Consider the following 15998-nt stretch of genomic DNA (forward strand, 5'->3'; position numbering starts at 1 on the left):
TTCTTCTTTTGAGGGAAGAATACGACATTTCTTCCCTTTTTTCTAGCCTCTTAAACTATCTTTCAACACTTCTGCCAAAGCCCCTAACTGGTAAAGCACTCTTGCAGCGATTAAGTGAACTAGGTTCTGCATCCCGTAAAGAAGCCGCAAAGCTCTGTGGTTACTATCGCGTCACAAAATCCGGTGAGGTGCGTGTCAACTTAGGGAAATTTTACGAAGCGGTACTTGCTGCCGGTGGACTAGAAGTCCAGTCATCGGAAAAAGAAGTCAATGCTCAATCAGGACGGGGGCGATCGCCCTCCTATCGGGTGAAGGTGCACCAAAATGGTCAGATTGTCATTGGTGCTGCCTATACCAAAGCAATGAACTTGAAGCCGGGGGACACGTTTAAAATCAAGCAGGGGTATAAACATATTCATCTCTACTTGATTGATTCTGACGAGAGGAATGGCACCGCCGCAGAATGATCAATGGTTAGCACTGATTGTCGGCAATAGTCGGCAGCACTGGGCGTTATTTAGGGGTGAACACTTAAGCCGCACTTGGCACCTCCCCCCTGAGGGATTTGCCTTCAACCCTGCCCAAGAGTATTCAAGACTGCCCTGTTGGGGGGCGAGTGTCGGTTCTGTGCCCTTGCACCATGTTCATCCGACAGCAATTGAACTCACCCTAGGGGATATTCCCATTCCCCAGATGTATCCCACCTTGGGGATTGACCGTGCCCTTGCCCTCTGGGGGGCGCTTCAGGTCTATGGTGCACCCGTGTGTGTTGTTGATGCAGGCACCGCACTGACGTTTACCTTAGCCAATGCCCAAGGGGAATTTGCGGGAGGTGTGATTCTGCCGGGGGTCGGATCAATGGCGCGGGCGCTAGCGGACTATACGGCGGCTTTACCCTGTGTTGCCCTGCCCCCAAACCCACCTCACCGCTGGGGCAACACCACCGCTACGGCCATTGAAAGTGGCCTCTACTACGGCACTGCGGCAATCCTACAGAGCTATCTGGGGGCATTTTTGCAGGACTACCCCCAAGGCACGGTGGTTGTCACCGGGGGCGATCGCCCCTTCATCAGTGAGCTGTTGCGGACATTTTTAGACCCCGATCGCTGGCGTGAAGACGATCATTTGGTTTTTTGGGGGATCCGCGCCCTCCGCAACCCAACCGCTAAGATAGAAATGCACCCAGTAAACAGGATTAACTAATTCCAGCAATGGAGCGGCCTCATGACTTTAGGGATTTGGCCTTGGGGCTAGTCTCAGCCCAGAGTTTTCCGGCGATCGTTGGCATTGCCGATCACATGCTCAAATCCTCCGATGTCCTCCTAGTGGGCTATGAAAAAATTGGCAGTGGCCACTGTACCGCGATCGTGCGCGGGCGAATTGCTGATGTGCGTCTGGCTGTGGAAGAGGGCGCTGAACGGGCGCAGCAGTTTGGTCAAGAACTCAGTACACTGGTGATTCCCCGACCTGACCCCAACCTAGAGAAAATTCTTCCTATTGGCAGTCTCCTCGCCCAGATTGCCTCTAAAAGTCGCGGCCATCGCCTCAGTAGCCACGCAGTTGGCCTATTGGAAACCCGAGGATTTCCAGCTATGGTGGGGGCAGCGGATGCCATGCTCAAGGCGGCAGATGTGATGCTGACAGCCTACGAAACCATTGGCGCCGGTTTGTGTACGGCCATTATTCGTGGCACGGCCTCCAATACCGCGATCGCCCTTGAGGCCGGGATGGCAGAAGCCGATCGCATTGGCGAACTCCATGCAGTGATGTTGGTACCCCGTCCCCTTGAGGATTTGGATCAATCGTTGCCCTTGGCACCCGCCCTACAACGGGAACTGCAACCCCTGCGCCTACCCCTTACCCTCAAGCAAAAAGACACCGAACCCCTTGCCCTCCAAGGCGCAGCTCAAGAAAGTGTGGCTGTGGAAGCTCCTGCCGAAACGGTGCCCGTTGAACCCTCTGCCAATCCCTGACCAGCAATCCAGCCCGTTGTCCACGCACTTTGCAGGTTAAAGCCCCCCGTCACACCATCAATATCGAGAACTTCCCCCGCGAGGAATAGCCCCTCACAGCAGCGGCTAGCCATGGTCTTGAAGTCCACTTCCTTGAGAGCCACCCCACCACAGGTGACAAACTCCTCCTTGAAGGCGCCCTTGCCAGCGATCGCGAATGTCCCGCGCTGCACTGCCTCAGCGAGGGCGAGGAGTTGTTTTTTGCTGAGATGCGCCCAAGTTTGCTCAGCAGGAATTCCTAGGGTCGTTGTCCAGTAGCTCCAGAGACGACGCGGTAACGGCAAGGGACAATGGCGAGCGATCGCTCGCTTGGGGGTATCGGCACGACAGGCTGCCAACTCCGCTTGAATCTGGGGCAGCGATAGATAGGGGAGCCAGTTGATAACCAATGTGCCACGGTAGTTGTGAGCTGCCAAAGCCCGTGCCCCCCATGCCGAGAGTTTCAAGATCACGGGTCCACTCAAGCCCCAATGGGTCACTAGAATCGCACCTGTTTGAGTTAAGGGCGGCTGCTGTGGCAGTTTGAGGGTCGCTTCCACCGGTTCGACACTGAGACCTGAGCGCTCCTGCAAGAGCGGGTCATCAATTTGAAACGTAAACAGAGAAGGGACGGGGGGAATCATCGTGTGTCCCAATTGCGCCGCCAAGCGATACCCTTGGGGACTGCTGCCCGTGGCCAAAAGGACGCGATCGCCCAGAAGGGGTTGATCCTGTTGAGCAACTGTTACCTGAAACTGGCTGCCCACCTTGGCAATGTTCTTTACTGCCGCACGGGTACGGATGCGAATCCCTAAGGCCGTTGCTTCCTGCATCAGACAGTCAATAATGGTTTCTGAATCATCACTGACGGGGAAGACTCGCCCATCGGCCTCAGTTTTCAACTTCACCCCCCGCGCCTCAAACCACGCCATTGTGTCTTGAGGTTGAAAGCGACTAAAGGCACCCCGCAAGGCCTTGCCGCCACGGGGATAGTGCTGCACCAATAGGGCTGGATCAAAACAATGGTGGGTGACATTGCAGCGACCACCGCCAGAGATGCGGACTTTGCCAAGCACCGTTGCCCCAGCTTCTAAAATCGTGACGCGATCGCGGGGATTAGCTGTCGCACAGGCGATCGCCCCAAAAAATCCCGCGGCCCCGCCGCCAATCACCAAAATTCGCCGACCGACCATTAGGATTCCAAAGGATGAGTATTTTCACCTTTGCCGTTGCGATCGCGCGCCAAATGAAGCTGTTGATGCAGCCGACCCACGGCAATCCCCTCTGCGGCCATCAAGTTGAGTACCCGCCGCCGAAACTCCCGCCCCACAGCCCATTGTTGTCCTGGTTGGGTTTTAATCCAAATGCGCACGAGTAAACCACTGGCAGTAATTTGATCAATCCCTAGAACCTCTGGCTGCTCCAACATCTTGAGTTGCCACTCAGGCTCCTCGTAAAAACGAAGACTCAAGTCATTGAGCAACGACAAAAGGCGATCGGGATTCGTCTCAATATCCACCCACAGTTCGAGATTAACCCGCGACCAAGTGCGGGTGAGATTGGCCACTTTGGTAATCGTACTATTGGGAATAGTGATCAGGCGACCCTCGGCATTGCGCAACTGAGTAATGCGTAAATTGAGATTCTCCACCATCCCTGAATAGGGTTCAATTTCCACCACATCGCCAATGCCATACTGATCCTCCCAGACAATCAACAGCCCATTGATAATGTCCTTAACCAAGTTCTGGGAGCCTAGAGAAATTGCCAAAGCTAAAAAGCCCCCCACTGCCAAAATTGACGAGACTGGTACCCCCAGTGAGCCTAGAATGACTACCAAACGAGTCAGGTAAATAACAGCGGTCTTAACGCTCCGCATAACTTCAACGGTGGTGCCAATCCGCAAGGTTTTGCGCTGGGTATCAGCAAACTTGAGAAGATTGTAATGCTCCCAAAAGACGCGGATGCGATCAAAAGCCAAATCGGCAAATTGATTGAGCAACCCCGTTCCAAACCAGACAACCATCCAGAGAATCGGCAAGCCATAGACTTGGGAGCTCAGCCAGCGGGTCATGGGAAAGAGGCGCAAAATGGCAGCGGCGCCCAACAGCCACAGAGCCACTTGTCCCCACAGAAGGAGATAACGCACAAGGCGAATCAGTTTGATGCGCTGCTTGAGAAAAAAGTTGTGCCGCAGATGGGGCAAGAGAGGTAACACCCAATTGGGTTCTGGGGTCTGCGGTGCCATCGTCTCAAGTTGCCGTTGCAGATGCTCCTGTTGGTGCATAAGGAACCGCTGCACCATCAATAGGATGAAACTCCCCCCAGCAACCTTGAGGAAGATCAGCGTGGCAGTCTGAATTTGCGACCTTAGCGCCGTGTGGGTGCGTTCCTGAATGGCTCGATTCATCTGCTCCTGCAAAATGTCCCGCCACTGCTGTGCAAGGCTCTCGGGAGGCAGTTGATGGTAGTCGCTATCCGCTTCTGTCACGCTGAGTAGGCGAGTGGTGCGTTCTGCTTGGCCAATGCGGGCACTGATTACCAAAACCTTATTGAGGCGAGCAACACCAATGTTCACAAGTTCGGGCGATCGGCGGCGTTGATGGATGGCACTATGGAGGACTCGCCGTAGATTTGATTCAATGAGTTCAGCGCGAACTTCAACGGGAATGGCCTCACCGGGATCAGTGCGATCGCGCACCGTCGGCGCAGCAATGGTAAAAAGGGTGCTGCCATCAAAGCGAACATCGGCAATTTCCAGTTCACCAATGCGGGTGACGCCGGGGGGTGGGGGGGTGGCTGCGGTTTGACTGATGCCGGGTATGTTGAGCTGCGCCACACTCGGCCACGGCGAGAGAATGGCTAAAAAAAATCCCACAAGGGCGATCGCTCCCCACCGCCACAGTCGTTGATGCACCTTGATCATCCGCTGTTACTGCTGTTCTGCGAGGCACCGTTTGTCAAGAGGATCCTCTCACCTTTTGAGCGCTTGACCGAGTGTCAGGAGGGGCGATCGCCAAGGGCATGGGGAACGCGATCGCTAACCACCTCACGGATCAGGGAAAGGCGAGAGGAAATATAGCGTTCTAGATGAGAGCGCTGGTGGTGTTCTAAAGGATAGACATGGCTAAACTGGGTCACTAGCCACCCCTGTAGGGCGCGATCGTCCAAACTGAGCAGTCGTGCGACTTGTGCGTGTTCCACAAAATGCCAGAATTGGCGAAGGAGAGAGGGGGTCATGCTGGCCCTCCTTTAAGATTGTCTTTAGATTTGTCTATCTACTACCATACGTTGCCCCCTCACGATTGGGGATGAATCTGCCGAAGCTGCAACTAAAGTTAGGGAATCCACATGAAGTTATGTAAACTTCTGTCGCGATTTCCAAAGCTCAGCCCTCACACCACCATGGTCTTCAGGGGGAGGGGTTCCCAAGGGTAGGACAGTGAACCGCTAAAATAATAAGGCTTTACCAATCTATCAATTCAATTACTGGGGTCTATGCGCACACACTACTGTGGCGATGTTCGGCTAACGGATCTAGGGAAGACCGTCACCCTCTACGGCTGGGTGGATCGGCGGCGAGATCATGGCGGCGTGATCTTTATTGACCTGCGCGATCGCTCGGGCATTGTCCAAATTGTCAGTGACCCCCAGCGCACCCCCGACGCCTATGCTCAAGCGGATCGCCTGCGCAGCGAGTATGTGGTCAAAATTGTCGGTCGCGTCAGCAAGCGCCCTGCCGATTCTGTCAACCCGAAATTGGCCACAGGGGACATTGAAATCTATGCCGATCACATCGAAGTGCTCAATACGGTGCGCCAACAACTCCCCTTTGCCATCTCCAGCACCGAGAATGAGCAAGTCCGCGAAGAAGTGCGGCTGCGCTACCGTTATCTCGACCTGCGGCGGGAACGAATGGCACGGAATTTACGCTTACGCCATCGGGTGGTTCAAGCGATGCGACGTTTCCTAGAGGATGAGGCGGGCTTTATTGAGGTGGAAACTCCCATTCTCACCCGCTCGACCCCAGAGGGTGCCCGCGATTATTTAGTGCCCAGCCGCGTTAACCCTGGCGAATGGTTTGCCCTGCCCCAATCCCCGCAGTTGTTCAAGCAGTTGTTGATGGTGGCGGGGTGCGATCGCTACTACCAAATTGCCCGCTGCTTTCGCGATGAAGACTTGCGGGCCGATCGCCAGCCAGAATTTACCCAACTGGACATGGAAATGAGCTTCATGAATCAAGACGAAATTATTGACCTCAACGAAGCTCTGATTTGTCACATTTTCAAAACCGTGAAGGGCATTGAGCTGCCTCGCCCCTTTCCTCGCCTGAGTTATCAAGCGGCCATGGATCGCTACGGTACCGACAAGCCCGACACTCGCTACGGCCTCGAACTGGTGGATGTTTCCGATATTCTCAAAGATTGCGGTTTCAAAGTCTTTAGTGGGGCGATCGCCCAAGGGGGCATCGTAAAAATCCTGCCCATTCCCAACGGCAACGATCGCATCTCCAACGTGCGTATCAAACCCGGCGGCGATCTATTCCAAGAGGCCACCACTGCCGGTGCCAAGGGCTTAGCCTACATTCGCGTGCGTGACAACAGCGAGATTGATACGATTGGCGCCATTAAGGACAACCTCTCCCCAGAGCAAAAAGCCACGCTTCTAGAGCGCACGGGGGCTGCGCCGGGACATCTCCTCCTCTTTGGAGCAGGGGATACCGCAACGGTGAATAAAACCCTTGATCGCCTGCGCCAGACCATTGCCCGCGAATTTGATCTCATTGATCCGACCGCAACCCATCTGCTGTGGGTGGTGGATTTCCCCATGTTTGAATGGAATGCCGAGGAAAAGCGACTTGAGGCCTTGCACCATCCCTTTACAGCCCCCCATCCTGACGACCTTGAGGATCTGAAAACCGCCCGTGCCCAAGCCTACGATCTCATCTTCAACGGCTACGAAGTGGGCGGCGGCAGTCTGCGCATTTATCAACCGGAATTGCAACGGCAGGTGTTTGAAATTATCGGCATTGATGAAGCAGCTGCCCAAGAAAAATTTGGCTTTCTTTTAGAAGCCTTTGAATTTGGTACCCCGCCCCACGGGGGCATTGCCTATGGTTTGGATCGCTTAGTCATGCTCCTTGCCGGCGAAGACTCCATTCGCGACACCATTGCTTTTCCGAAAACCCAGCAGGCGCGTTGTCTCCTCACCGGTGCCCCCAGCAGTGTTGAGCCACAGCAACTCAAGGAACTCCATGTAGCTCCCGCAAAACCGGCTAAAACAACCGCCAAAACAACTAAACATGCCTAAGCCCGCAGATCGGTTGGCCGATTCCACACCCCCTCTGGTAGCCATTCGCCGTTGGCCTCCCGCACCCATTCAGTGCTCATGATGTAAGCCCATGCTGTGCCCAAGGGTTGATGATTTAAGTCATACACCGGCACCTCTTGGCGATTGTAGACATTCAAGTGGGGCGCCAAGCTGGGACTGTAGCCTTCAAAGGCATCGATACGGGACAAAAGAGTCGCAGGGGAGTCATTGAAGATGAGCAGCTCCCCCTGCACCCAGCCCTCTTCTGCCGTCATACCGGGATACCCCATTGGCAGGTGATAAATGCGACCCTTGACCAGCGCCGGTTGATGGGCACTTAACCATGGCCGACAGAGTTTATCATGGGGCTGATAGCCAGGCTTGAGAGTGCCATAGACAAAAAGGCGCAGGGTTGTCACTCGTCAATGAGGGTTGATTTTATCCACAATACAATTTAAGCCTAGTCAATTTAGCAAGGGCAAGAGCAATGAAAATTCTCATTGTTGAAGATGATCCCCGCATTGCAGCACCTTTGGCGAAGGATTTACGACATCAACACCACACTGTTGATATTGCCGAGGATGGCCTGAGTGGCTGGGACTATGCCCAAGCAACTGCCTATGACCTCATTTTGCTGGACTTAATGCTACCCCGCCTAGATGGCATCACCCTTTGTCAACGGTTGCGGGCGGTAGGTTGTCAGGCGCTGATTTTGATGTTGACGGCCAAGGATACAACCACTGATAAAGTCATTGGCCTAGATGCAGGTGCTGATGATTACCTTGTCAAACCCTTCAAGTTGGAAGAACTGGCGGCACGGATTCGGGCACTGCAACGCCGCAGTCGTGAACTGAAACCCCCTGTGCTGTGTTACGGGGCACTGCAACTGGATCCGGCGAGTCAGATGGTGACGTACGATCAAACGGTACTCTCCCTTACCCCCAAGGAATATCTACTCCTAGAGCATTTTCTGCGGCATCCGGGGCAGGTCTTTAGTCGCACAGTCCTCCTAGACAAACTCTGGGCATTTGACCAAGAGGCTGGTGAAGGCACCGTCAAAACCCACATCACCAATCTGCGGCATAAGCTCAAGGCAGCAGGTTGCTCCCAAGAACTGATTGAAACGGTCTATGGTGTTGGCTATCGTTTTGTGCCCCCCCATGTCTAGCCCAATGTTTACCCATATTCGCCGCCGCTTACTGTTCTTTAATCTCCTCGTGTTTGCAGTCGTCCTTGGGGGTTTTGCGATCGCTGTCCGCATGGTCTTTGTTCACAATCTCAGGGAGCAACTCACCAATCGTCTCATTGCCGTTGCCCAAGGCGCTGCTGCTAATGTTGATATTGAGAATGGTCAGCTCAAGATTGAGGAGCACGGTTTGCCCCATGAGCTAAAAAAGCAAGCAGAAACCTTAGAATGGTTTGATGCCCACGGCCGACTTCTCAAGCAACAGGGCGAAGCACTTCCCTACATCCCACTCAATCCAAAGCTTACAGTAGCTATTCACACCCATGATCCCCCCTTACAGTTAGTCACACTGCCAATTTTGCGCGAGGAAACCAAGGAAATCATTGGCTACATCCGCATTAGTCAAGAATTGGATGAATTTAATGAGACTATTTGGCAATTCGATACTGGTCTCATTGTCGGGGTGATTACAGGCATCCTCCTCAGTGCTGTTGGTAGTCTGTGGCTCAATCGCCAAGCCATGCAGCCTATTGAAGCAAGTTTTGAGCGGTTGCGACAGTTTACGGCCGATGCCTCCCATGAGCTCCGCAGTCCCCTGATGGCCATTTCCAGTAATACTGAAGTCGCCCTCAAGTACGATGAAGGAATGCGACCAGAGGATCGAGAAGTCCTAGGGGCGATCGCCAGTGCCACAGATCAAATGACCCGCCTCATTGACGACTTGTTGATTCTGGCAAGAACTGATCGTCAACAGCCAATGACCATGCGGACGATCAACCTCTCAGAGACCTTGGCACAATTAATTCAACTCTATAAACCACAGGCACAGCAACAGCAAATTAGCCTAGAGTTTAGTACCGATCCTCAACTACTGCTGCGGGGCGACGAAGCGGCCCTCATACGGGCTTTCACCAACCTTTTACAAAATGCGCTGCGCTACACTTCTGAAGGGGGCAAAGTGAGTGTGACTGCCAAGCGGCTCATGCACTATATTCAAGTGACTATCGCTGATACGGGCATTGGTATTGCGCCTGAGCACCTCAGTAAAATTTTTGAGCGCTTTTGGCGAGCAGATCCCTCCCGTCACTATGTGGATGGGGGAGCAGGGTTAGGCCTATCCATTGTCCAAGCAGTTGTTCAGAGCCATGGCGGCAGCATTGATGTCAAGAGTCAAGTGGGTCAGGGAACCTCATTTACCGTCAGGCTTCCCCTCAGTCATTAACTTATTTGATATTTGATAAAGGTGATCACCCCATCCGCAATGAGCTGTACAGCGATCGCTAAAATCAAAAAGCCCAAAATCCGATTCAGTGCCCCTATGCCTGTTGTTCCTAAGCCCTTAATCAAAGGCTCCCCTAGAATTAAGCAAAAGTAGGTGATAAAGCTAAACAGGGTAATTCCCAGAACACAACCAAGATACTCTGGCCATTGATGGCAGCGGGTTGAAAAACCAATTACAATACCAATCGCCCCCGGCCCACTAATGATGGGCATTGCCATAGGTGTAAAGGAAATATCCTCTTTGTCCACTGCCTCCAGTTGCTCTTGATTGCTAAGACGCGGTTGAGGAGTAACCATCTGCCAAGCTGTATGAGCCACAATTAATCCACCAGCAATTCGCACCACTGCTAGGGAAATTCCAAAAAAGCTGAGAATAAACTTGCCCACTAAGAAAAAAATTGTTAAGACAGCAAAAACATTAAAGGTAATTTTTCGTGCTTGTCGCAGGCGATATTTCGCAGTATTTTTAGCAGTCAAACTATAGAAAATAGGAATGGCTCCAATTGGATTTGCAATGGGAAAGAGAGCTGTCAATATGCCAAACATGAAAGAAAAGAGGGTGTTGACCATAATTGGTACTGCTCAATTGAAGCTACATACAACCCTTTTTACATATGGAACAAGCTCAAAACTGCGAAAGCCCCTATGAGACAGTATGACATCCCCTTTACGGATTCCATATTGCTAATATCAGGACTGTAGTCAGTGGTACGAACAGAAGTTAATGACGGACTCACCCGTGGAGCCAAAGAAGGGTTTCAATGCTCCGGAAGATGTAACTATCTTATGTTTGAGTCTAACAGGCTTGGTGTGACACATGATCAGCCGACAGCACATTCAACTGGTCTCACTTTTGGAATTGGGCGTATATTGGGAGTATCCTTTGGGGGGTAAAAAGATGGATCACGCCTATTTTTGTCCAGCATGTTTTGCGGAGATTGCTGCGAACGACTTAATCTGTCCTGTATGTGGTGTCAACATTCACCAGTGGGAACAGGAGCATCCCTCCTATGAAGATCGACTGATCAATGCCCTGAAGCATCCCAACTCTGAAGCACGCATGGGTTCAATTATTACCCTTGGCAATCGTGGTAATCCCAAAGCAGCCATTCCCCTTGCTGAATGTGCTCTAACCTACTCCATTGACGTTTGGCAAGCCATGGAAATTGTCCGAGCCCTAAGAAAGCTACCTGACTCTCCTGAGAAAACCACAGCCTTGCAAATGTTATTGGATCATCCTGCCCGAGTCATTCGTGAAGAAGCGGCGGCCACTCTAACTCAAGTCACCCATGAAACATATTTCTAATGGATTGGCGTTCCCCTTGAAGTGACTATTAGTGGTCTGCGCAGTATGGCGATCGCCCTTAGTTTTGCGCGCCGACTTCCCAGTCTTCGCCAAATCGTGAAAATGACCCATCCAGAACTCTTTTCACCACAAACCCATCCTTAGGCAAAAAATTAGGGTAGATATTTGTGCCTGTTAATCTACCCTAGACAGCTTGGCAATTTCAGTAAAATTTAGAGAACCATAAGGATGGTTACCATTATTGCTATGGACGATCAGAATTGGGCACTTGGATACTGCCACCCAAGGGGGCTTCATGGAGGTCATTTTCCTCTTGACCCGCTAGCTCCGTTTTGAGGATATGCCCATTACCGGCATCCACCTTGACTTCAGCATTGGGAAAGCGCACTTCATAAACCAAGCTACCGTTTTCTGCCCCTAGGGCAACCCGTATCGCCTTCTGGCCTTGAGCGGCTTCTGCGATTTGCTGAGCTTGTTGGGGACTAATTTTAGCAAGGCTACGGTATTGGGCTTCGTCTTGCATTTCCTCAGCCGTATTTTTCGCTTCGTAGCGATCGCTCTCGTCATACCCACCCTTTTGATCCGTTTGTGCTGCGAGAGCATAACTAATGTGTCGTTGTGGCTTGAATGCCATTGCCCCACCACCAATAGCCACCGTTCCAAGTAGTCCCAAAGCGAGTATTGTCCTAGTGAAGGTCTTCATAGCTCTTGTCTCCAGTAAATTCGACTGTCCCCTTAGGGAGCTATCCTTAAAGTAAGGTACTATCGTCAAGAAAGCGTCAAGATGATTCGTTCATTTACAATTAACTGAAAACTTATGTTTAGACAAAGCTTTTTTCACATAGATAGAATATACTCAAAACTGTGAAAGCTTCTATAAAAGAGAGTTGCATTTGCTTTGTATGATCTAGATTTTAGAAAATGGCTGTATTAACGAGTTCTTGACATTTGTTTGCTTTTCTATTGATAATCAAGTAGAGACCTTTTTGCGAAGATGCAATACACTCAAATACAGTCAAATTTTTGTAGAACAGGTCACATAAACCTTAAGTACTCCATATTTCAGGAGAAGTCTACAAATACAAATGATTCCATCACTCTAACCAGTTATGAGAAATTATCAGCGTTTAGTAACAGCTTTAGGTTGTTTGGGTATTCTTTTTGTTGGCAGCTACTGGTATGTATTTATTGCGGGAGCGCCACAACTTGATGCGCCGTCGGTAGCCAGCAACACAGGTTTATCCTTTGAGGTGCAAAGCTTTTTCAGCCCAGCGATGGGAACCGAGCGTAAATATGGCATTATCTTACCCTATGGCTACTATCAAAATGTACAAGAGCGCTATCCCGTGATTTTTCTACTGCACGGTGGTCATGGGAATGATTATGATTATGATAAAAAGGCTGCTTTGACAACAGTTCTGTATAAATTATATGAAACAAAGCGCTTACCCCCCTCAATTGTAGTGACACCAGATGGCAACGATCGCCGGGGCAGTAGTCCTTTTTGGGATCCCCAGTATTATGATGGGGAAAATGGCAAGATAGATACATTAATTGGCCAAGAGCTTGTTCAAGTTATTAAGTCCCGTTACCGCACGGTCGATGATCCCAAGCTGTGGGCAATTGGTGGTCTATCCTCAGGCGGTTGGGGAGCACTTAATATTGGCTTACACCATCGCAATCAATTTAAGATTTTATTTAGCCACAGTGGTTACTTTACAGATAAAAGTGGTGTCAACAATAGCCCCTTGATTTATATCAAACAAATACCAAAATCAGAGCGACAGCAGCTTCATATCTACTTAGATGCTGGCTTGAGTGATGGTATTTTCTTGGTTTCAACGAAAAATTTTCATCAAGAGCTTCAGAAATTAGGGGTTGATCATGAGTACCACACCTTTCCGGGCGGCCATGGTCTTTTTGGTGCAGATATTGGCTGGAATTACTGGCATAAACATTTATTTGATTCCTTATCCTATGTTGGCCACCATTTTCAACAAGTCTTAAAGGCAAGTAGCCCAACTCACTAAGTAGTCTATCAATCTATTGATGAGGAGTATTCACTATGATTTTGGCTCGTATGAGACTTCAGCTTTGGATTACGGCTATCTTTACAGCAATAGTAGGAATTACTAATCTGGTTTCTGCGGTTACACCAAGCCTACCAGAACGTATCCATATCCTGAGGGAAGTTTTTCCTTTTCCTATTCGTGCAAGTGGGCATCTATTTGCGGCAATTAGTGGTTTTATACTCTTACTACTGTCTAATAGCTTGTTGAGACGCAAACGTATTGCTTGGTTAATTACGGTTGGCTTACTTGTTATTTCAATCGTTAGTAACCTCATTAAGGGATTAGATTACGAGGAAGCAGTTTTAGCAGGTTTATTACTCATTCAACTATTAAGCATGCGATCGCTATTTACAGCACGCTCAGACTCCCCTTCTCTACGACAGGGAGTAGTGGTCTTGATTGTGGCACTACTATTTACCTTAGCCTACGGAACCCTTGGATTTTATTTTTTAGATGGACATTTTAAGATCAATGGAGAGGTGATTAACTTCAACTTAACTGGGGCAATTATACAAACATTTGCAATGTTCTTTACAGAGGATAATGCAGGTTTGGAACCCCAAGGACGATATGCAAGTTTCTTTGCAAATTCTATCTATATCGTAGGGGCATTTACCCTCACCTTTGCACTGTTTATGATGCTGCGCCCAGTGCTACTACGCAAAGAACCTGCAACTCCTACTGAACGAGAAGCAGCAAAACGAATCATTGACGAGTATGGAGAAACTTCCTTAGCCCGACTGTGTTTGCTAAAGGATAAGGCTTATTACTTTAGTCCCTCCAGAAAAAGTGTAGTGGGCTATGTTGCCAAAGGACGAGCGGCAATTGCCTTAGGTGACCCGATTGGTCCTGTTGAAGACCGAGTAGAAACTATTATGGGCTTTCAAAAGTTTTGTGAATTGAATGACTGGTTTCCTGCGTTTTATGAAGTTCTTCCCAATTATTTAGAACTGTATTTCTCCTTAGGATTTGATTGCTTACAAATTGGTGAAGAGGCTATCCTAAATCTAAAAAATTTTTCTCTGAAAGGAAAGTCAAATCAGAGTCTGCGCACTGCAATTAATAAATTTAGAAAAATGAATTATGAAGTTTTGGTGTATGAGCCACCTATTCCAAGTCGTCTCTTTAAAGAAATCAGAGCCATCAGTGATGAGTGGTTAAAAAATAAAAAAGGTGCTGAAAAGTCGTTTTCCGTTGGCTGGTTTGATTTAGATTATTTACAAAGGTCCATGATTAGTGTGCTGTATAGTGCCGAGGGAGAAGCAGTTGCGTTTATTAGTATGATATTTGGCTATCATAAATCAGAGGTCACTGTTGACCTCATGCGCTATCGTAGTGATCTACCGAATGGCGCAATGGAATTCCTATTTGTTTCTACCTTCGAGTTACTTAAGCCTCATTGGGAAGGGTTTAGCTTTAGTCTGGCTCCTTTAGCAGGAGTAGGAGAGTCTGTTCACTCTCGCCGTGTTGAAAAAGCACTGTGTTATTTATCGAAGCACTTAAACCAGTTTTATAATTTCCAAGGGTTACATCGGTTCAAGCAGAAATTTAATCCCACTTGGGAGCCACGCTACCTTATCTATCCTAGCTGGAGTGCACTCCCCGATGTTGTTGTTGGCTTGGTACGAGCGGATTCCGGCGATCGCCTCCTAGATTATTTGAGATTAGGATGCTAGCAAAAAGGGGCGAGGGAGAAATCCCCTCGAGTCCCCTGCGAGGAGCAATGAGTTAGGACGAATTTACTTAGTTGTGTTTGTCATTGGTTTTGGAGGAGATTGAGTGTGGTGCTTTTGGGTTTCTTTGGTTTTAGTTTTATTTTTGTGGGTTTGGATTGAGTGATCATTGGTTGGCTTTGTGTGTTGGGTAGTCATGGTACCCTGAGTGGGTTTTGAGTTGCTTGGCATTTGGGATAGAGGGCTTAAGGGAGCAGCCATTGCTGCACCAGTGGTTGCCACTGCTGAGAGCAAGCCCAAGGTAAGGGTTGCCTTGATTAACTTTTTCATCGTTGTTTTAACTCCGTTGAACCTGACTTTGATGCTCTGTTGTAGAGCCAACCTTCAAGGTAGGGGAGAATTGTCAAGAAATCGTCAAGATATGAGAAATCCTCTGGAGTGATCCCTCTTCCAGAAAAGGGTCGCAACTGAGCTTTCTTGCAGAGTTTTTGACAGTTGATCTCTAAAGTAAGGCTGAGGTATTGGAAGCATCCCCCAATGAAAAAGCCAATTTTGATCACAACTGCCCTCCTAGGACTACTGGGCACTAGAGTTTTATTCCAAGCTGAGCATCAACTCGAAAACGTTTTCAAATAAATCTGTGGAGGAATAGGCGGATGACTTTAGACCTTTTGCCGATTCTAGTACCAGCACAGTTTGAACGCGCCTTGGCGCTGCCTGCGCAATCCCGTTGGCTGGGCCTGTATTGGGAGCCACAACTGGGGCATCCCTGCTACACTGATGGCCAGACAGTGGGCACAGCAAATCTGCAAGGATGGCAATTATTTTGCCAACATCCAGAGATACAACCCCGCCTGTTGTCCTATCAACTAACGGCAGGAGAACGGGTGCCCCGACACGGATTGCTCTTCGATCGCCAACATCGCCGTCTATACATTGGTGAACTAGAACGCATCCAAGAGTATTTGCAGCATCCAGTTGCCTTGGAAATTTTAGAGCCACTGACGCCAACACATCGCTTTTCCCTAAAAGAGGGTTGGCATTTCCTCAGGGAGAAGTGGTTAGTAGGGCTAGCCCTCCTGTTGTCGGCAATCGTGGGGGTGGGTGTTGTGCGTACGGCTGGAGAATACGTTTACGAGGTGGTCGAGGAGGTCTTTGACGATTGATCCAATAGCCAAA

17 protein-coding genes are annotated in these 15998 nt (G+C 49.8%); 11 read left to right on the top strand and 6 right to left on the bottom strand.

Annotated elements, in window-relative coordinates:
* Positions 1-101: 101 nt before the first annotated feature.
* Genes NBE99_RS02020 through NBE99_RS02030 form a run of 3 tightly spaced genes read left to right on the top strand, consistent with a single transcriptional unit; the run spans position 102 to position 1973 of the window.
* The gene (locus NBE99_RS02020; RefSeq protein WP_250682852.1) at positions 102-467 is read left to right on the top strand and encodes an AbrB family transcriptional regulator; all 366 of its coding nucleotides are present in this window, start codon (positions 102-104) and stop codon (positions 465-467) included.
* Positions 448-1203 carry a pantothenate kinase gene (locus NBE99_RS02025; protein WP_250682853.1) on the top strand — a complete coding sequence of 252 codons (756 nt, stop codon included), beginning with the start codon at positions 448-450 and terminating at the stop codon, positions 1201-1203. Before NBE99_RS02020 ends, NBE99_RS02025 begins: the two co-directional genes overlap by 20 nt.
* Before the next feature lie 8 nt (positions 1204-1211).
* Positions 1212-1973 carry a carbon dioxide-concentrating mechanism protein gene (locus NBE99_RS02030; protein WP_250682854.1) on the top strand — a complete coding sequence of 254 codons (762 nt, stop codon included), beginning with the start codon at positions 1212-1214 and terminating at the stop codon, positions 1971-1973.
* Here NBE99_RS02030 and NBE99_RS02035 read toward each other — a convergent pair.
* The 3 genes from NBE99_RS02035 to NBE99_RS02045 all read right to left on the bottom strand — a co-directional run bounded on the left by NBE99_RS02035 (position 1907) and on the right by NBE99_RS02045 (position 5231).
* The gene (locus tag NBE99_RS02035) at positions 1907-3184 is read right to left on the bottom strand and encodes an NAD(P)/FAD-dependent oxidoreductase (protein ID WP_250682855.1); all 1278 of its coding nucleotides are present in this window, start codon (positions 3182-3184) and stop codon (positions 1907-1909) included. The two genes, NBE99_RS02030 and NBE99_RS02035, sit on opposite strands and share 67 nt — an antisense overlap.
* Positions 3184-4917: a mechanosensitive ion channel family protein gene (locus tag NBE99_RS02040; RefSeq protein ID WP_250682856.1), complete on the bottom strand. Its 1734-nt coding sequence runs from the start codon at positions 4915-4917 to the stop codon at positions 3184-3186. Before NBE99_RS02040 ends, NBE99_RS02035 begins: the two co-directional genes overlap by 1 nt.
* A gap of 74 nt (positions 4918-4991) precedes the next feature.
* Positions 4992-5231 (bottom strand): hypothetical protein, encoded by a 240-nt coding sequence (locus tag NBE99_RS02045; RefSeq protein ID WP_250682857.1) that lies wholly within the window; start codon positions 5229-5231, stop codon positions 4992-4994.
* Positions 5232-5489: 258 nt separating this feature from the next.
* On the opposite strand from NBE99_RS02045, the gene aspS reads away from it, so the two are divergent.
* Positions 5490-7301, top strand: a complete 1812-nt coding sequence (gene aspS, locus NBE99_RS02050; RefSeq protein WP_250682858.1) for an aspartate--tRNA ligase — start codon at positions 5490-5492, stop codon at positions 7299-7301.
* Here the strand turns inward: aspS and NBE99_RS02055 are convergent.
* The gene (locus NBE99_RS02055; protein ID WP_250682859.1) at positions 7298-7720 is read right to left on the bottom strand and encodes a gamma-glutamylcyclotransferase; all 423 of its coding nucleotides are present in this window, start codon (positions 7718-7720) and stop codon (positions 7298-7300) included. The genes aspS and NBE99_RS02055 overlap by 4 nt on opposite strands.
* Before the next feature lie 68 nt (positions 7721-7788).
* Between NBE99_RS02055 and NBE99_RS02060 the strand changes: the two genes are divergently transcribed.
* A complete protein-coding gene (locus tag NBE99_RS02060; RefSeq protein ID WP_250682860.1) occupies positions 7789-8469 on the top strand; it encodes a response regulator transcription factor in 681 nt (226 codons plus the stop codon).
* Entirely contained in the window at positions 8462-9709 is a 1248-nt protein-coding gene (locus NBE99_RS02065) for a cell wall metabolism sensor histidine kinase WalK (RefSeq protein ID WP_250682861.1), read from the top strand. The genes NBE99_RS02060 and NBE99_RS02065 overlap by 8 nt, the downstream gene beginning before the upstream one ends.
* On the opposite strand, the gene NBE99_RS02070 is transcribed toward NBE99_RS02065, so the two are convergent.
* On the bottom strand, positions 9706-10338 hold the full coding sequence (locus NBE99_RS02070) for a MarC family protein (protein WP_250682862.1): 633 nt from the start codon (positions 10336-10338) through the stop codon (positions 9706-9708). The two genes, NBE99_RS02065 and NBE99_RS02070, sit on opposite strands and share 4 nt — an antisense overlap.
* A gap of 247 nt (positions 10339-10585) precedes the next feature.
* Between NBE99_RS02070 and NBE99_RS02075 the strand changes: the two genes are divergently transcribed.
* On the top strand, positions 10586-11074 hold the full coding sequence (locus NBE99_RS02075; RefSeq protein WP_250682863.1) for a HEAT repeat domain-containing protein: 489 nt from the start codon (positions 10586-10588) through the stop codon (positions 11072-11074).
* 21 nt (positions 11075-11095) lie between these two features.
* On the top strand, positions 11096-11218 hold the full coding sequence (locus NBE99_RS13225) for a hypothetical protein (protein ID WP_256468065.1): 123 nt from the start codon (positions 11096-11098) through the stop codon (positions 11216-11218).
* A 100-nt stretch (positions 11219-11318) separates the two neighbouring features.
* Here the strand turns inward: NBE99_RS13225 and NBE99_RS02080 are convergent, their stop codons facing one another.
* Positions 11319-11747 carry a PepSY domain-containing protein gene (locus NBE99_RS02080; RefSeq protein WP_250682864.1) on the bottom strand — a complete coding sequence of 143 codons (429 nt, stop codon included), beginning with the start codon at positions 11745-11747 and terminating at the stop codon, positions 11319-11321.
* 436 nt (positions 11748-12183) lie between these two features.
* Between NBE99_RS02080 and NBE99_RS02085 the strand changes: the two genes are divergently transcribed.
* From NBE99_RS02085 to NBE99_RS02095, 3 genes are all read left to right on the top strand, one after another.
* Entirely contained in the window at positions 12184-13104 is a 921-nt protein-coding gene (locus tag NBE99_RS02085; RefSeq protein ID WP_250682865.1) for an esterase family protein, read from the top strand.
* Positions 13105-13139: 35 nt separating this feature from the next.
* Positions 13140-14822 (top strand): phosphatidylglycerol lysyltransferase domain-containing protein, encoded by a 1683-nt coding sequence (locus NBE99_RS02090; RefSeq protein ID WP_250682866.1) that lies wholly within the window; start codon positions 13140-13142, stop codon positions 14820-14822.
* A 653-nt stretch (positions 14823-15475) separates the two neighbouring features.
* Positions 15476-15985, top strand: coding sequence for a hypothetical protein (locus NBE99_RS02095; RefSeq protein ID WP_250682867.1), 510 nt, complete (start codon positions 15476-15478; stop codon positions 15983-15985).
* Positions 15986-15998: the final 13 nt, after the last annotated feature.

Origin of the sequence: Thermosynechococcus sp. HN-54, assembly GCF_023650955.1 — a bacterium.
Taxonomy (GTDB): domain Bacteria; phylum Cyanobacteriota; class Cyanobacteriia; order Thermosynechococcales; family Thermosynechococcaceae; genus Thermosynechococcus.

Excerpts from the sequence above, each read along its gene's own strand:
- NBE99_RS02025 (WP_250682853.1), top strand. The coding sequence starts at position 448 with ATGGCACCGCCGCAGAATGATCAATGGTTAGCACTGATTGTCGGCAAT.
- NBE99_RS02030 (WP_250682854.1), top strand. The coding sequence starts at position 1,212 with ATGGAGCGGCCTCATGACTTTAGGGATTTGGCCTTGGGGCTAGTCTCA.
- NBE99_RS02035 (WP_250682855.1), bottom strand. The coding sequence starts at position 3,184 with ATGGTCGGTCGGCGAATTTTGGTGATTGGCGGCGGGGCCGCGGGATTT.
- NBE99_RS02040 (WP_250682856.1), bottom strand. The coding sequence starts at position 4,917 with ATGATCAAGGTGCATCAACGACTGTGGCGGTGGGGAGCGATCGCCCTT.
- NBE99_RS02045 (WP_250682857.1), bottom strand. The coding sequence starts at position 5,231 with ATGACCCCCTCTCTCCTTCGCCAATTCTGGCATTTTGTGGAACACGCA.
- aspS (WP_250682858.1), top strand. The coding sequence starts at position 5,490 with ATGCGCACACACTACTGTGGCGATGTTCGGCTAACGGATCTAGGGAAG.
- NBE99_RS02060 (WP_250682860.1), top strand. The coding sequence starts at position 7,789 with ATGAAAATTCTCATTGTTGAAGATGATCCCCGCATTGCAGCACCTTTG.
- NBE99_RS02065 (WP_250682861.1), top strand. The coding sequence starts at position 8,462 with ATGTCTAGCCCAATGTTTACCCATATTCGCCGCCGCTTACTGTTCTTT.
- NBE99_RS02070 (WP_250682862.1), bottom strand. The coding sequence starts at position 10,338 with ATGGTCAACACCCTCTTTTCTTTCATGTTTGGCATATTGACAGCTCTC.
- NBE99_RS02075 (WP_250682863.1), top strand. The coding sequence starts at position 10,586 with ATGATCAGCCGACAGCACATTCAACTGGTCTCACTTTTGGAATTGGGC.
- NBE99_RS02085 (WP_250682865.1), top strand. The coding sequence starts at position 12,184 with ATGAGAAATTATCAGCGTTTAGTAACAGCTTTAGGTTGTTTGGGTATT.
- NBE99_RS02090 (WP_250682866.1), top strand. The coding sequence starts at position 13,140 with ATGATTTTGGCTCGTATGAGACTTCAGCTTTGGATTACGGCTATCTTT.
- NBE99_RS02095 (WP_250682867.1), top strand. The coding sequence starts at position 15,476 with ATGACTTTAGACCTTTTGCCGATTCTAGTACCAGCACAGTTTGAACGC.